Raw genomic sequence first — 14,308 nt, forward strand, 5'->3', positions numbered from 1 at the left:
TTGTGTTTTCCGGCAAATCGGTCTTTGTTGCGCCTCTCATAATCGCGGATGCGCCGCGGAACAACCGGAAATGCAGCGACTGCAACGGAGAGAGCATGAAGGCCGGGGATTTTATAACAGATGTCATGCATTCCCTCGCCTTTCTGAGCCGCCTGCCCGTTCCCTCGCGGTTTTTCGATGATGCCGACGGCGTGTCGATGCGCCGCACCGCCCGCGCCTTTCCCGCCGCCGGCCTGCTGATCGCCCTGCCCGCCGCTTTCCTTATTGTGGTTTTCGCAGCCTTCGACGCCTCTCCGCAGCTCACCGGCTGGCTCGTTATCGGCCTGACGGCGCTCATCACGGGGGCTCTGCACGAAGACGGCCTCGCCGACATGGCCGACGGTTTCGGCAGCGGCAAGGAGAAGACGCGCATGCTTGAGATCATGAAGGACAGCCGCATCGGCAGCTATGGCACGATTGCCATGATCCTTTCCTTTGCGCTTCGCGCCACCGCACTCGCCTCGCTCATTGAGACGCTGCCGGCAAAAACCGCCGCCGCCGCCCTGATCGCCGCGCTTGTCCTGAGCCGCACCCTGATGGTGTGGCACTGGCAATCCCTGCCCGCCGCAAAAACCTCCGGCATCGCCGCCGGCGCCGGTCAGCCGGGCTCAAGCGAGCGCAACATCGCGCTGGTGATCGGGCTACTGCTTTTCACACTCTTCACATTGCACGCCCTGCCGCTTCTGTCGATTGCCCTTGTGCTGGCGGCAGCCTTTCTGGCAGCCGTCCTTTTCGGCAGGCTCTGCGACAGCAAGATCGGCGGCCATACCGGCGACACCATCGGTGCCTGCCAGCAGATCACGGAGATCGTGATTCTCATCGCCCTTGCCCTTGCGGCGTGACAGCCTGATATAAATCATCATGGAAACACCCTGCATCCATATCTGCCGCCTCGATGAAACCAGCAGCCTCTGCATCGGCTGCGGGCGGACGCTGGATGAAATCGGTGGCTGGGCGAGGTATAGCGACGAGAAGCGCCGCGAAATCATGCGGTTGCTGCCGCAACGACTGGCAAACCTGCCCGAGACCGCCAAGGAGACCCATACCGCATGAACAGGCTGACCATCGTTCTCCTCCTGCTGGCCGTCGGCCTTGGCCTGCTTCTCATCAATCACGACGGCGGCCGAACGCTCGGCATCGATAACGATCAATTCGCCCACGTGCTTTATCTTCTGCCCATTGCCGGTCTATTATCCGCCGGCATTCTGGCGGGAAGACGCGGTAGTTTCGGCACAGTCATCCGCCAGCTCGCCGTCTGGCTCGTCATCATTCTCGGCCTCGTCTCGCTCTATCTCTATCGCTACGACCTGCAATCCTTCGGCGACCGGCTGCTGGGCGGCCTGATGCCCGGCCGCGCCGTGGTGGTGACGACGGCTGGCGGCGAACAGGAAATCGTCCTGCATAAATCGATGAGCGGCCATTTCGAAGCGAATGTCGGGGTCGAGGGCAAGACGATCCACATGCTGGTCGATACCGGTGCAAGTTCCGTGGTGCTCGCCAATGCGGATGCGACCGCAATCGGCATCGACACCGCAAATCTCCGCTATACCGTACCGGTGATGACCGCGAATGGCCGCACGGCAGCAGCCCCCGTCACCCTTTCGGAAATCAGCATTGGCCCGATCATGCGACGCAACATCCCCGCCCTCGTCGCGCAGGATGGCCAATTGGGCCAGAGCCTGCTCGGCATGAGCTTCCTGTCGACGCTCGGTTCGCTGCAGATGCAGACCGATGAATTGCGGTTACGGGACCGATAAGCTGCTCTCGGAGAAGGCGTCTTATCTTGCGATCAAACGCCCGCATCACAATATATGTGAAGTAACGAGGAAAGGGTTGGTCGACGTTGACCCGCTGAAGCAGTGGCTTATCCCGAAAAATACCGTCAATTCGGCAAATCATTGACAGGCCGCACTGACCATGAGACAAGATTACATATTCAACGCAGGAGTTCTCAACATGATCGGTCCAGATCCTATCCTACTTTGATCTAAACGTCTTTCCGCTGTGAGAAGCGAAGCGTCGAACTATGGTTTCGGCGCTTTTTGGTTTTTTGAGATGCCCGGCGAACGGATTTTTCGCTTTAGTTTGTATCCCCTGTATTTTCCTTCCATTGTCTGCAAAAGCTTCTCGCCGGTTTTCTTTGCCTCTTCCGCGTGCTCGTAGAGGCTACGAATGGCGCTCTCCCGACCCTCGAGTGAAATATTGGTGAAACTCTTACGGTATATTCCATCTATCTTGGCGCGGATTTTATCCAAAACACCATAGAAATAGACCACATCTCCAATATACTCTCTTCCAGTGGCCGATATGGAATCGATATTCTTCAGATAGAAATGGGTGTGACGTGCATCTGTAATATGCGGAACGAAATCTTTGTTTTCCTTGATGCGCTCCCTGAACGTCACATAGGAAATAGGCGCGGCAAGGAAGATCGCCATATCGGCTGTATTAAAGTCGATTTCCGCATACAGGGATCGAATAAATTTCTCTTTTTCTCGCGATTTTTTCCAGAATCCTACGCCCACCGCTACAAATTGTCCCAGTATCCACAGCGTGAAGGCTGTGGAAGCCGCCACCAACGCGGCGAGCAATTGCGGGCTTTCAGATATTTGCTGCGTCGCTGACATGCAACAATTCCCTTAAATATAAGAAAATACATATTGTAATAACGACAATATAAAAATCATAAGATTCCAATATTAACAACATAAATACGATACTTCAGATGGTGAGCGAGCCACGATTTGCGCCGCCAATATCAAATCGGTCTCGATGGAAAAACACGGTAGGAACTCGACCTAAAACGGGCGGAACTAAAATGCTCGTAGAAACGCCTTTCCGAGAGATTTCTTTCTGCCCGGCCCTCGTCCAACGAACCATTGCCCCTTGATTCCTTCCCATTTGATAATTTATGTTGGTTCCGTTCTCAGGGCGGGGTGCAATTCCCCACCGGCGGTATCGGGATTTTTCCCGGAGCCCGCGAGCGCTTCCGGTCTCCAAAGCCGGAAGGTCAGCAGATCCGGTGAGAGGCCGGAGCCGACGGTATAGTCCGGATGGAAGAGGACAAGGCATAGGACGCCCGCGCGTGAGCGGGCTTCGCATTGCATTGTTCGCCCAAGGGATATTTGGCGCTTCTCGAAGCGCGAAAATGCCGCAAAACGGCATAACCCTTGAAAGGCTTGAAAGAAAATGACCATTGCTAAAATTGAAGACGCCATCGAAGCCATTTCCCGTGGCGAGATGGTGATTGTGGTTGACGACGAAGACCGCGAAAATGAAGGCGATATCATCGCCGCCTCCGACAGCATCACCCCACAGCAGATCGCCTTCATGATGAACCATGCGCGCGGGCTGATCTGCGTCGCCATGCCGGGCGAGCGTCTCGATGCGCTCGACATTCCGCTGATGGTGTCACGCAATACCGAATCCCTCAAGACGGCCTTCACCGTCTCGGTGGACTATATTCCGGGCACCACAACAGGTATTTCCGCCGCCGACCGCGCGAAGACCGTGCGCGCGCTGGTATCGGAAGAATCGCGCCCGGAAGATTTCGCCCGCCCCGGCCACATCTTCCCGCTGCGCGCCAACCCGCAGGGCGTTCTCGGCCGCACCGGCCACACCGAAGCAGCCGTGGACCTCTGCCGCCTCGCCGGCAAATATCCCTGCGGCACCATCTGCGAAGTCGCCAATGACGACGGCACCATGGCCCGCCTGCCCCAGCTCGAAGTCTTCGCCGAACGCCACGGCCTGCTGGTCGTGACGATCAAGGACCTTGTTTCTTATCTCAAGGGCGAGGTTGTCGAGGAAGTGGCGCAGAAGCAGGTCGCTTGATCTACTGATCGTGGTGTGAATACGAAAACGCCCGGCGCAAGCCGGGCGTGATGCTTGTGAAACCGTCTGGCTTCTCCTCTTCCGTCATGCCGGTCCCCGGAACAAGCCCGAGGATGATCCGGCATCCAGCCACGGCGCGTCTGCGCCGTGAGAAGAGTCTTTTGCGATCAAAGACTTGATCGCACTGGACCCCGGATCAAGTCCGGGGTGACGGAGGGAAAAAGCCGCGTCAACCTGGCCCATAGGTCTGGCGCGCCCTATCGTCCACCTCAGCGCTACCGCGTTGAAAACCCTACCAGCAGCAGAAACCACCATCCACCAGCAAGTCCACGCCCGTCACGAAGCTCGCCGCATCTGACAGCAGGAAGATCGCCGGACCAACCATCTCATCAACGCCTGCCATGCGCTGCATCGGCGTCTGTTCTTCGAAGATCTTGGTCTGGTGCACCATTTCCGGCCGCGTATTCATCGGTGTTGCCGTGTAACCCGGCGAGATGGTGTTGACGCGAATGCCGCGCGCCACCCACTCCATCGCCATGGATTTCGACATGTGGATGACGCCGGCCTTCGAGGCGTTGTAGTGGCACTGCATCAGCCCGCGATTGACGATGATGCCGGACATGGAGGCGATGTTGACGATTGCGCCGCGTCCGTTCTTCAGCATGGCATTGGCCTCCGCCTGGCAGGAGAGGAAAACGCCCTTCAGGTTGATATCCATCATCGTCTGGAACTGGCTTTCCTCCATCTCCTCGGCCGGATTGGCATTGGCGATACCGGCGGCATTGACGGCGAGCGACAGCGCGCCAAGCTCGGCTTCAGTACGCGCAACCGCATCGGTCAACGCCTCTTTGCTGGTCACATCAGCGGCGATCTGGATCGACTTGCGCCCGGCTTTGGCGATGAAATCCGCCGTCTGCGTCAGACCGTCATCGGTGCGGCGGTCGAGCAGCGCGACATTGGCACCGGACTGGGCAAGCCCCATGGCGATCCGCTGGCCGATGCCGGAACCGGCGCCGGTGACGAGCGCCACCTGGCCGGAAAGATCGAACAGTTTCGGCGCGTTGAGCGTGATGGTGGACATCGGTATTTCCTTCTTCAGATGGTTGCCAGTTCCATGACCGAGACGTCGTTTGCTTCGTCGCGGTTGAGGATGCCGGCCTGTTTTCCCTGCGCGAGCACGAGGATGCGGTTCGAAACGCCCAGCACCTCCTCGAGATCGGAGCTGACGACGATGACGGCCACGCCGCTTTTCGCCAGATCGACAATGATATCGTAAATGCCCGCCCGCGCGCCGACATCGATGCCGCGGGTCGGCTCGTCCAGCACCACCACGCGCGGATTGCGGGCAAGCCATTTGGCAATGACCACCTTCTGCTGGTTGCCGCCGGAAAGATCCGATGCCGGCTGTTCGCTGCGGCCCTTCACCCCGAATTTGGCAATGGCCTCCCTGGTAAAGGCGCGCTTGATGCGCGGCGTGATCCAGCCGGTGCCGACGCGGTCGAGATTGGCATAGATCAGGTTTTCGCCGATCTCATGCTCCACCACCAGCCCCTGCAATTTGCGGTCTTCCGGCACCATGACGATGCCCTTGGCAATCGCATCCGCCGGGCTTTTCAACGTCAGCACCTTGCCATCCAGAAGCACCTCACCCGAACTCGTCGGATCGGCGCCAGAAATGGCCCGCACCAGTTCGGTGCGTCCCGCCCCGATCAGACCGGCGATACCAAGAATTTCACCGGCGCGGACGCCGAAGCTGATGTCGCGGAAAGCATTGTCCGCGCCGGTCAGCCCTTTCACTTCCAACACCATCTTGTCCTGCGGCTCCGGCAGCGTCGGAAACAGGCGTTCCAGCGAGCGGCCGACCATGCTTTCGACGATGGTGCGCACCGGCGTCGCGCTATCGGCGAATTCATGCACCCGCTCGCCATCGCGCAATACGACGATGCGATCGGTGATCTGTTTGATCTCTTCCATGCGGTGGGAAATATAGATGATGCCCACGCCCTCGGCGCGCAGCTTGCGCACCTGCTCGAACAGCGCCTGCGTTTCCGCGCCGCCAAGTGCCGCCGTCGGCTCGTCGAGGATCAGAAGTTTGGCGTCCAGCGCCAGCGCCTTGGCGATTTCGATCAGCTGCTGATTGGCGGTCGAAAGGCCGGCCACCTTGCGGGTTGCGGGAATGTGAAGGTTGAGGCGCGCCAATTGCTGCTGGGCTCTCCGCACCATCTCGGCACGGTCGACAACGCCGTTCTTCATCGGCCAGCGGCCAATGAACACGTTTTCGGCAATGGAAAGCTCCGGCAGAAGCTTCAATTCCTGATGGATGAGGACGATGCCCTTGTCGATCGCCTCTCGCGGCGAAGACGGCGCATAGGGCTGCCCGAGCCATGTCATCGAGCCTTCGGACGGTTCACGCGAACCGGCGATGATGCCTGACAGCGTGGATTTGCCCGCGCCGTTTTCACCCAGCAGGGCCACCACTTCGCCGGGATAAACGTCGAGATCGACGTTTTTCAGGACCTCGAGCGGACCGTAACGTTTGCTGATGCCACGGAGCGAAAGAACCGGCTCGCGCATGACGGGACCTCCCAGGACACGACCGCGGCGGAGATACGCCACAGCCTTGTGTCCAAATTGCATAGAGACAAACCAATGAGAGCCCCGCGCATCTCATCGGAGGCGCGGGGCGGATGCATCAGGGATGGTTGGCGATGAAGCCTTCGACATTTTCCTTGGTGGTCAGCGTCGCATCGGAAAGCTGCACGGCCGGAACCTTTTCACCACCGACGATCTTGACGGCCATCTCGACAGCCGTGCGGCCCATCTTCTGGGTCTGCTGTGTTGCGGTCACGTCGAAGACGCCGTTCTTCAGCGCCTCAAGCGCCGCCGTATCGCCATCGAAGCCGCCGACGACAATCTTCTGCGAGGGATTGGCGACCTTGATCGCCTGCGCCGCGCCAAGCGCCAGACCGTCGGCCTGTGCAAAGACGATGGAAACATCCGGATTGGCCTGCAGCATGTTCTGCATGATCTGGAAGCCTTCATCCTGGCTCCACATGTTGGACCACTGTTCGGCAACAATCTTCACGCCGGAATTGGCGTTTACCGATTCCATGCAGCCCTTGGTGCGGTCCACTTCCGGCGTCGTGCCCTTCTGGCCGTGGATGATGACCATCTTGCCCGAACCGCCGGCCTGCTTGATGATGTAATCGCAAACCGCCTTGGCGGAAGCGACGGAATCGGTGGCGAGGAAGGTATCGCCCGGCGCGCCATCGGCATTGCGGTCGATGTTGATGACCGGAACGCCGGCGGCCTTGGCAAGCTTCACCGGAACGGTCGCCGCAGCGGCACCGGCCGGAATATAGATCAGCGCATCGATATTCTGGGTCAGCAGATCCTGGATCTGGTTGACCTGCGTCGGACCGTCGCCCTTGGCGTCGACGGTGACGACGGCAATGCCGCGCGTCTTGGCTTCGGCTTCGACGGCCTGCTTGATCTGGTTGAAGAAGTTCGCCTGCAGATTGGCGACGGCAAGGCCGATCTTCTTGACTTCGGCGGCGTTGGCAGAGCCGAGCGACAGGGCGAGAAGGGCGGCGGATGTCAGCAGAATGCGTGAAAATTTCATGATTATTCCTCCATTTGTTGATTGTTGACCTTCGGGCAGATCGAACCTCCTCCCCTCCGGCCGTTTATTTCACGCCTCCCCAATAAGGAGGGTCGTTTATTGCGCGGACGGCTCAGCACCGACCGCAGGCAAATTCAGCTTCTGCGGCGGCGCAATGTTTCAGCGCCAACGGCCAGCACGATGACGACACCGATGATGACCTGCTGGAGAAAGGGAGAGACGTTGAGCAGGTTGAGGCCGTTGCGCAGCACGCCGATGATCAGCACGCCGATCAGCGTTCCGCCGATGCCGCCCGCACCGCCCGAAAGCGAGGTTCCGCCGATGACGACGGCCGCAATCGTATCCAGCTCGTAACCGAAGCCGCTGGAGGGCTGCACCGAGTCGAGACGCGCCGCAAGAACGATGCCGGCGAGACCGGCAAGAACCGCGCAGGCGACATAAACGCAGATCGTCACCAGCGGCACATTGATACCGGCAAGGCGCGCCACTTCCGGGTTACCGCCAACCGCATAGACCGTGCGGCCTTCCGAACGGAAGCGCAGGAACAGCCAGGAAATCAGAACGACGACAAGCATCAGAAGCACGGTCGCTGTCAGCACGCCGAAATGGCGGTCGATTGCCAGCATCATGAACCAGTCAGGGAAACCGACGATCTGCTGTCCATCGGTGATCATGTTGGCGAGACCGCGCGCCACCGACATCATGGCCAGCGTGGCGATGAAGGCCGGCACCCGAAAAGCCGTAACCAGAATACCGACCACGAGGCCGCAGGCGGCGGACGCGATCAGCGCCAGCACGATGGCCATGCCCATCGGCATGCCCGCCACATTGGCCGTCCAGCCCATGATCATCATCGACAGCGCCAGAACCGAGCCGACAGACAGATCGATGCCGCCGAGCAGGATCACGAAAGTCATGCCAACGGCCATGATGCCGAGCACGGTGATCTGGTCGAGGATGTTGAGCCCATTGCGCAGCGACAGGAAATTCTCGCTGGCGAAGGTCAGAAACACGCAGAGCAGCAGCAGGCCCAAAAGAGGTCCGGTCGCACCGCTCAACCAGGCAAGCGGGCTCCTGGTGTGCGTGACCCCCTCATTGCGTTCAATCGCGGACATGGCTCCTCCCGGTGACTGTCTTGCATTTTTTAAACCGATTAGAATAATTATTCATCATCGGTGAAACATGCATAAGCCAGTTTCGAGAAGCTTGTCAATAGGGTGTTAGTGGCGGGACGGACCCTGCGGAGGATGGGATGGCTGGCGACTTACGTTCCCACCCTCATTCCTGTGCTCGTCACAGGAATCCAGCAGACGCGCGTCTGCGCGGCGGAAAGAATCCTTTCAGCCCAAGGACTTGGGCTGGCTGGATCCCTGTGACAAGCACAGGGATGAGGACGCCGCGAATACCCTTCCCCATGAAAAATTCAGCGACACCGGAACGGAGCGGCTTGGGCCGAAACAACACAATTCACAATTCCGGCTTGACAGAAACGCCATCTCTGCAATTATATAAATAGCTGTATAAATATTCACACGCATGTTTTGAAGAGGATTCCATGCAGTCCCAGGAGCTAGAGCGCATTGCGCGCCAGATTCGCCTTCGCGACGTACAAGCCGTTTTCGAAGCGGGTGCGGGCCATGTCGGCGGCGAAATGTCCGCTATCGACATCATGACGGCCCTTTATTTCCGCGTCCTGCGCATCTGGCCGGATATCCGAAGAACCCTGCCCGAGACCGTTTCGTGCTTTCCAAGGGCCATACGGCCTGCGCGCTTTATGTGACGCTGGCCAAGCGCGGCTTCATTCCGGAAGAGGAAATCTCGACCTTTCTGCAGCCGAATTCGCGCCTCAACGGCCATCCGAACTGTAACAAGGTGCCGGGCGTCGAAACCAATACCGGCCCGCTCGGCCATGGATTGCCCGTCGCCGTCGGCATGGCCAAGGCGGCCAAGCTTTCCGGTGCGGATTACCACACCTATGTGATGACCGGTGACGGCGAGATGCAGGAAGGCTCCAACTGGGAAGCCATCATGTCCGCCGCACAGTTCGGCCTGAACAACCTGACGCTGATCGTCGATCATAACCGCTTCCAGCAGGGTGCGGCGCTTTCGGAAACCAACGATGTCGCGCCGCTTCGCCCGAAGCTGGAGGCTTTCGGCTGGGAAGTCAGCGAAATCAACGGCAACGCCATGGCGGAAGTGGTTCCGGCGCTGGAGCATCGCGGCGACCGCCCGCATTGCATCGTCGCCCACACCAACAAGGGTCATGGCATTTCCTTCATGCAGGACCGCGTCGACTGGCACCACAAGGTTCCGAGCAGGGAACAGTACGAAATTGCCGTCAAAGAACTTTCGGAGACATTGTAATGAACGCGCCCGTAACCGCCGCCAAGCTTTATGACTGCCGCGACGCCTTCGCCGAAACGCTGGAGGCGCTGGCCGCCGGCAATGACAGGGTCGTCGCCGTCTGCAACGATTCGGTCGGCTCCTCGAAGCTCGGCGGCTTCAAGTCGAAATTCCCCGAGCGCCTCGTCAATGTCGGCATTGCCGAACAGAATATGGTCGGCGTTGGCGCCGGCCTTGCCAATGGCGGCCAACTGCCCTTCGTCTGCGGCGCATCCTGCTTCCTCACCGGCCGCGCGCTGGAGCAGATCAAGGCCGACCTCGCTTACTCCAACGCCAATGTGAAGCTGATCGGCATATCCTCGGGCATGGCCTATGGCGAACTCGGCCCGACACACCATTCCATCGAGGATTTCGCCTGGACCCGCGTTCTGCCGAACCTGCCGGTCATCGCCCCCTGCGACCGCATCGAGACGGCCGCCGCCGTCAAATGGGCGGCGGACTATGCCGGCCCCTGCTTCCTGCGGCTGTCACGCGTCGGCGTGCCGGATCTGCTGCCGGAAGGCCATGTCTTCGAACTCGGCCGCGCCAATCTTTTGCGCGAGGGCTCCGATGTGACGCTGATCGCCAACGGCACGCTGACGCATCGCATCGTCAAGGCCGCCGATATTCTGGCCAGCCGTGGCGTCAGGGCGCGTGTGCTGAACATGGCGACCGTGCGCCCCATCGACGAGGCGGCTATCGTCGCAGCAGCGAAGGAAACCGGCGCGATCCTGACGGCCGAGGAACATTCGATCTTCGGCGGCCTCGGCTCCGCCATTGCCGAAGTCGTGGTCGAACAGGCCCCCGTGCCGATGAAGCGCCTCGGCGTCCCCGGCGTCTTCGCCCATACGGGTTCGGCCGAGTGGCTGCTGGATGAATTCGGCATGGCGCCTGCCGCCATTGCGGATGCGGCCGAAGCGCTGATCAAGAGAAAATAAGGTCTCCTCCCAGAGTCGTCGCGTGTCTTCGGATGCGCGGCGACACCCTTTCTGCAATATCGTCGTTTAATCGCCGCAAGGCCGAAACGAAAAACTGCCGACGAAAGACTCCCATGATGCGCGCCATTCTGTCCATCGATCAGGGCACCACCAATTCCAAGGCCATACTCGTCTCGGAAAGCGGAGAGTTGCTGGCGCGCGGCTCGTCACCCGTCGGCATCGCCTATCCGCAGCCCGGCTGGGTGGAACAGGAGCCGCAGCGCATCTGGGCCTCGGTCTGCGAAGCGATCTCCGCCTGCCTTGCCGCCGCGCCCTCTAACGTCGATGTCGCAGCAATCGCCATCTCCAACCAGCGCGAATCCGTGACCATCTGGGATGGCGAAACCGGCGAGCCGCTCGGCCCGGTGCTCAGCTGGCAGTGCCGAAGAACGGCGCAAGACTGCGCTGAGCTGATCGAGAAAGGCCATTCCGAGCGCGTCATGGCGCTGACCGGCCTGCCGATCGACCCAATGTTTCCCGGCGCAAAAATGCGCTGGCTTCTGGAGCGTGCCCCGAAGGGGCGCAGGCTCCGCATCGGCACCATCGATAGCTGGCTCATCCATTGCTTCACCGGCGGCAAGGTTCATGCCTGCGACGCCTCCAACGCCGCCCGCAGCCAGGTGCTCGATCTCAACCGGCAGGTCTGGAGCGATGAGCTTTGCGAGCTCTTCGGCATCGATATCAACGCCCTGCCCGATCTGCGCGACAGCAGCGGCGATTTTGGCGTCACATCAGGCATTCCCGGCATCAAGGATGGCACGCCGATCCTCGCCGCCATCGGCGACAGCCACGCCGCTCTCTTCGGCCATGGCGCCTTCAATCCGGGTGATGGCAAGGTAACCTTCGGCACCGGCTCCTCTGTCATGACGACCCTGCCGCATTTCATCGCGCCCGAACGCGGCATCACCACCACCGTTGCATGGCGGCTCGGCGGCAAACCCACCTTCGCCTTCGAGGGCAATATTCTCGTTTCCGCCGCCTCCCTGCCCTGGATGACGGAGATTCTCGGCCTGCCGGATGTCGCCGCCCTCGTAGAGCTGGCCGCCACCGCCGAGCCAAACGGCCCCGGCTTCGTGCCGGCCTTCGTCGGTCTCGGCGCGCCCTATTGGGATACGAATGCGCGTGCGCTTTTCTCCCAGATCAATTTCAGCACCAGCCGTGCCCAGATGGCCCGCGCTGTCACCGATTCCATCGCCTTTCAGGTCCATGACGTCTTTGCCGCCATGCGCGCGCAGTCGCCTTCCGGTTTCGGGCGGCTGTTCGTGGATGGCGGGCCGAGCCAGAACCGTTTCCTCATGCAATGCGTCGCCGATATGCTGGAACATCCCGTCATTCAGCGCGATGCGCCGGAAGCCTCCGCGCTGGGTGCTGCCTATCTCGCCGGCCTCGCCCTCGGTTTCTGGAGCGATCTTACGGCCATCGCCGCCCTTGCAAGCCAGGGCAACACCATCGCGCCCGCCAACAGCGAAAGCCGGCAGCGGCTCGGCATCTGGCGCGACGCGATTGCCCGCTCGACCTTGTCTGTAACCTCGGGTAATGGTGAATAAAAATTCACCCTGGAGGGCTTATGGGCAGGCTAAACGAACTTCGAATGATTTCCCGCGTGGCGCAGATGTATTTCAGCGAGCACAAGCGTCAGGCGGAAATCGCCCAGCATCTCAATCTCTCGCAAGCCACCGTCTCGCGCATGTTGAAACGCGCCGAGGCGGAAGGCATCGTCCGCACCAGCATCATTCCGCCGCCCGGCACCTATAGCGATCTGGAAGCGCAGCTGCGCGAACGCTTCGATCTGCCGGAAGCCATCGTTGTCGATTGCAGCGAGGATCGCGATGGCGCGATCATGGCCCGCATCGGCGAAGCGGCGGCGCATTTTCTGGAAGTGACACTGTCGCAGAACGAGATCATCGGCGTTTCCAGCTGGAGCCAGACGATCTTCAAGATGGTGGAAAACATCCACCCGCTTAAAGGCGCCAAGGCGCGCTATATCGTCCAGACGCTGGGCGGCATGGGCGACCCATCGGTACAGACGCACGCCACCCAGATCACCACGCGCCTGGCGCGGCTGACGGAGGCGGAACCGAAACTGCTGCCGGTGCCGGGCGTCGCCACATCCCGCGAGGCGAAGCTTTTGATGCTCGCCGATCCCTTCGTGCGCGAAACCATCGATCTCTTCGGGTCGATCACGCTCGCCGTCGTCGGCATCGGTGCGGTCGAGCCGTCGGAGCTTCTCGCCCGCTCCGGCAACATCTTTTCCGCCAAGGAACTCGCCGATCTCGCGCAGGCGGGTGCGGTGGGCGACATATCGCTGCGGTTCTTCGACAGGCAAGGCAAGCCGGTCAAAACGCCGCTCGACGACCGGGTCATCGGCCTGCCGCTGGAAAACCTCTCCAATGTCGACCGTGTCATTGCGCTCGCCGGCGGTTCGAAAAAGACCGAGGCGATTGCCGGCGCGCTCAGAACCGGGGTGATCGACGTGCTCGTCACCGACAAATTCACCGCCGAACGACTGGTCGGCCAGGAAACATAGCCAAAATCCCATAAAGGAGGAGACATGAGGCGCTTTGAAGGTCAATCCGTATTCGTGACCGGAGGCAACAAGGGCATCGGTTACGGCATCGCCCGCCGTTTTGCCGAGGAAGGTGCGAAAGTCGCCATCGCCTCTGTCGACAAAGACACGCAGGATGCCGCCAAAAAACTCGCGGACGAAACCGGCGCCGTCACCCATGGACTCATCCTCGACGTTCGGGATGCGGCAGCGGTGCGCGAGGCCTATGGCGCCGCCGAAGAGGCGATCGGCCCGCTTTCTATCTCCGTCCAGAATGCCGGCGTCATCACCATTTCGAAGATCGAAGAGCTGACGCAGGAACAGTGGGATTTCAACCTCGACGTCAATACCAAGGGCGCGTTCCTCTGCTGCCAGGAGGCGATCCGCCGCTTCCGCGAAAGCGGCACCAAAGGTCGCCTCGTCAACACCGCCTCCGGTCAGGCGCGGCAGGGTTTCATCTATACCCCGCATTACGCCGCCTCGAAGTTCGGCGTCGTCGGGCTGACGCAAAGCCTTGCCAAGGAACTCGCGCCGGAAGGCATTACCGTCAACGCCATTTGCCCCGGCATCATCCACACCGAAATGTGGGATTATAACGACCGCGTCTGGGGCCAGATGCTGGGTGAGTACAAGCCCGGCGAACTGATGGCCGAATGGGTGCGCAACATCCCCATGCGCCGCGCCGGAACGCCCGCCGAAGTGGCCGCACTGGTGGCGTTTCTGGCTTCCGACGACGCGGCCTATATCACCGGCCAGACGATCAATGTCGATGGTGGGTTGATCATGTCTTGAGGGGCCTTGCGCAAGCCTCGCCTCCGTCATCCTCGGCCCTGTGCCGAGGATCTATTCACGTCCAATAAAATCAAACGGTTGCAGATCCTCGGGACAAGCCCGAGGATGACGTTGCGTATG

13 protein-coding genes, 1 pseudogene and 1 riboswitch are annotated in these 14,308 nt (G+C 60.4%); of the genes and pseudogenes, 9 read left to right on the forward strand and 5 right to left on the reverse strand.

The window, feature by feature from the left end:
• Positions 1-95 precede the first annotated feature (95 nt).
• From L901_RS22575 to L901_RS22585, 3 genes are read left to right on the forward strand one after another with little or no spacing between them, the layout of a single operon-like run.
• On the forward strand, positions 96-881 hold the full coding sequence (locus L901_RS22575) for an adenosylcobinamide-GDP ribazoletransferase (protein WP_059760483.1): 786 nt from the start codon (positions 96-98) through the stop codon (positions 879-881).
• Between the two features lie 19 nt (positions 882-900).
• A complete protein-coding gene (locus tag L901_RS22580) occupies positions 901-1,092 on the forward strand; it encodes a DUF1289 domain-containing protein (protein WP_059760416.1) in 192 nt (63 codons plus the stop codon).
• The gene (locus L901_RS22585; RefSeq protein ID WP_059760417.1) at positions 1,089-1,796 is read left to right on the forward strand and encodes a TIGR02281 family clan AA aspartic protease; all 708 of its coding nucleotides are present in this window, start codon (positions 1,089-1,091) and stop codon (positions 1,794-1,796) included. The genes L901_RS22580 and L901_RS22585 overlap by 4 nt, the downstream gene beginning before the upstream one ends.
• A 267-nt stretch (positions 1,797-2,063) precedes the next feature.
• Here the strand turns inward: L901_RS22585 and L901_RS22590 are convergent, their stop codons facing one another.
• The gene (locus tag L901_RS22590) at positions 2,064-2,666 is read right to left on the reverse strand and encodes a hypothetical protein (protein ID WP_125146930.1); all 603 of its coding nucleotides are present in this window, start codon (positions 2,664-2,666) and stop codon (positions 2,064-2,066) included.
• A gap of 291 nt (positions 2,667-2,957) precedes the next feature.
• A riboswitch (FMN riboswitch) is annotated at positions 2,958-3,108 on the forward strand.
• A 120-nt stretch (positions 3,109-3,228) separates the two neighbouring features.
• On the opposite strand from L901_RS22590, the gene ribB reads away from it, so the two are divergent.
• The gene (gene ribB / locus L901_RS22595) at positions 3,229-3,870 is read left to right on the forward strand and encodes a 3,4-dihydroxy-2-butanone-4-phosphate synthase (RefSeq protein ID WP_059760419.1); all 642 of its coding nucleotides are present in this window, start codon (positions 3,229-3,231) and stop codon (positions 3,868-3,870) included.
• Positions 3,871-4,162: 292 nt separating this feature from the next.
• Here the strand turns inward: ribB and L901_RS22600 are convergent, their stop codons facing one another.
• The 4 genes from L901_RS22600 to L901_RS22615 form a co-directional block, all read right to left on the reverse strand.
• On the reverse strand, positions 4,163-4,951 hold the full coding sequence (locus tag L901_RS22600; RefSeq protein WP_059760421.1) for an SDR family oxidoreductase: 789 nt from the start codon (positions 4,949-4,951) through the stop codon (positions 4,163-4,165).
• A gap of 14 nt (positions 4,952-4,965) precedes the next feature.
• Entirely contained in the window at positions 4,966-6,444 is a 1,479-nt protein-coding gene (locus L901_RS22605) for a sugar ABC transporter ATP-binding protein (RefSeq protein ID WP_059760422.1), read from the reverse strand.
• Between the two features lie 118 nt (positions 6,445-6,562).
• Positions 6,563-7,492, reverse strand: a complete 930-nt coding sequence (locus L901_RS22610) for a sugar ABC transporter substrate-binding protein (RefSeq protein ID WP_059760424.1) — start codon at positions 7,490-7,492, stop codon at positions 6,563-6,565.
• Positions 7,493-7,626: 134 nt separating this feature from the next.
• Positions 7,627-8,607, reverse strand: coding sequence for an ABC transporter permease (locus tag L901_RS22615; RefSeq protein WP_059760426.1), 981 nt, complete (start codon positions 8,605-8,607; stop codon positions 7,627-7,629).
• Between the two features lie 440 nt (positions 8,608-9,047).
• Here L901_RS22615 and L901_RS22620 point away from each other — a divergent pair.
• The 5 genes and pseudogenes from L901_RS22620 to L901_RS22640 all read left to right on the forward strand — a co-directional run bounded on the left by L901_RS22620 (position 9,048) and on the right by L901_RS22640 (position 14,188).
• Positions 9,048-9,856 (forward strand): annotated as a pseudogene (locus L901_RS22620) (transketolase).
• Positions 9,856-10,812: a transketolase family protein gene (locus L901_RS22625; RefSeq protein WP_059760428.1), complete on the forward strand. Its 957-nt coding sequence runs from the start codon at positions 9,856-9,858 to the stop codon at positions 10,810-10,812. The pseudogene L901_RS22620 and the gene L901_RS22625 overlap by 1 nt, the downstream one beginning before the upstream one ends.
• Before the next feature lie 116 nt (positions 10,813-10,928).
• Positions 10,929-12,398, forward strand: coding sequence for an FGGY family carbohydrate kinase (locus L901_RS22630; RefSeq protein ID WP_059760485.1), 1,470 nt, complete (start codon positions 10,929-10,931; stop codon positions 12,396-12,398).
• Between the two features lie 20 nt (positions 12,399-12,418).
• On the forward strand, positions 12,419-13,378 hold the full coding sequence (locus L901_RS22635) for a sugar-binding transcriptional regulator (protein WP_059760430.1): 960 nt from the start codon (positions 12,419-12,421) through the stop codon (positions 13,376-13,378).
• A gap of 24 nt (positions 13,379-13,402) precedes the next feature.
• Positions 13,403-14,188, forward strand: coding sequence for an SDR family oxidoreductase (locus L901_RS22640; RefSeq protein WP_059760432.1), 786 nt, complete (start codon positions 13,403-13,405; stop codon positions 14,186-14,188).
• Positions 14,189-14,308: the final 120 nt, after the last annotated feature.

The sequence above is a fragment of the Agrobacterium sp. D14 genome (assembly GCF_001526505.1).
Taxonomy (GTDB): domain Bacteria; phylum Pseudomonadota; class Alphaproteobacteria; order Rhizobiales; family Rhizobiaceae; genus Agrobacterium; species Agrobacterium leguminum.

Coding starts and splice junctions, on each gene's coding strand:
- L901_RS22615 (WP_059760426.1), bottom strand. CDS start 8,607: ATGTCCGCGATTGAACGCAATGAGGGGGTCACGCACACCAGGAGCCCG.
- L901_RS22605 (WP_059760422.1), bottom strand. CDS start 6,444: ATGCGCGAGCCGGTTCTTTCGCTCCGTGGCATCAGCAAACGTTACGGT.
- L901_RS22630 (WP_059760485.1), top strand. CDS start 10,929: ATGCGCGCCATTCTGTCCATCGATCAGGGCACCACCAATTCCAAGGCC.
- L901_RS22640 (WP_059760432.1), top strand. CDS start 13,403: ATGAGGCGCTTTGAAGGTCAATCCGTATTCGTGACCGGAGGCAACAAG.
- L901_RS22610 (WP_059760424.1), bottom strand. CDS start 7,492: ATGAAATTTTCACGCATTCTGCTGACATCCGCCGCCCTTCTCGCCCTG.
- L901_RS22625 (WP_059760428.1), top strand. CDS start 9,856: ATGAACGCGCCCGTAACCGCCGCCAAGCTTTATGACTGCCGCGACGCC.
- L901_RS22635 (WP_059760430.1), top strand. CDS start 12,419: ATGGGCAGGCTAAACGAACTTCGAATGATTTCCCGCGTGGCGCAGATG.
- ribB (WP_059760419.1), top strand. CDS start 3,229: ATGACCATTGCTAAAATTGAAGACGCCATCGAAGCCATTTCCCGTGGC.
- L901_RS22580 (WP_059760416.1), top strand. CDS start 901: ATGGAAACACCCTGCATCCATATCTGCCGCCTCGATGAAACCAGCAGC.
- L901_RS22585 (WP_059760417.1), top strand. CDS start 1,089: ATGAACAGGCTGACCATCGTTCTCCTCCTGCTGGCCGTCGGCCTTGGC.
- L901_RS22575 (WP_059760483.1), top strand. CDS start 96: ATGAAGGCCGGGGATTTTATAACAGATGTCATGCATTCCCTCGCCTTT.
- L901_RS22590 (WP_125146930.1), bottom strand. CDS start 2,666: ATGTCAGCGACGCAGCAAATATCTGAAAGCCCGCAATTGCTCGCCGCG.
- L901_RS22600 (WP_059760421.1), bottom strand. CDS start 4,951: ATGTCCACCATCACGCTCAACGCGCCGAAACTGTTCGATCTTTCCGGC.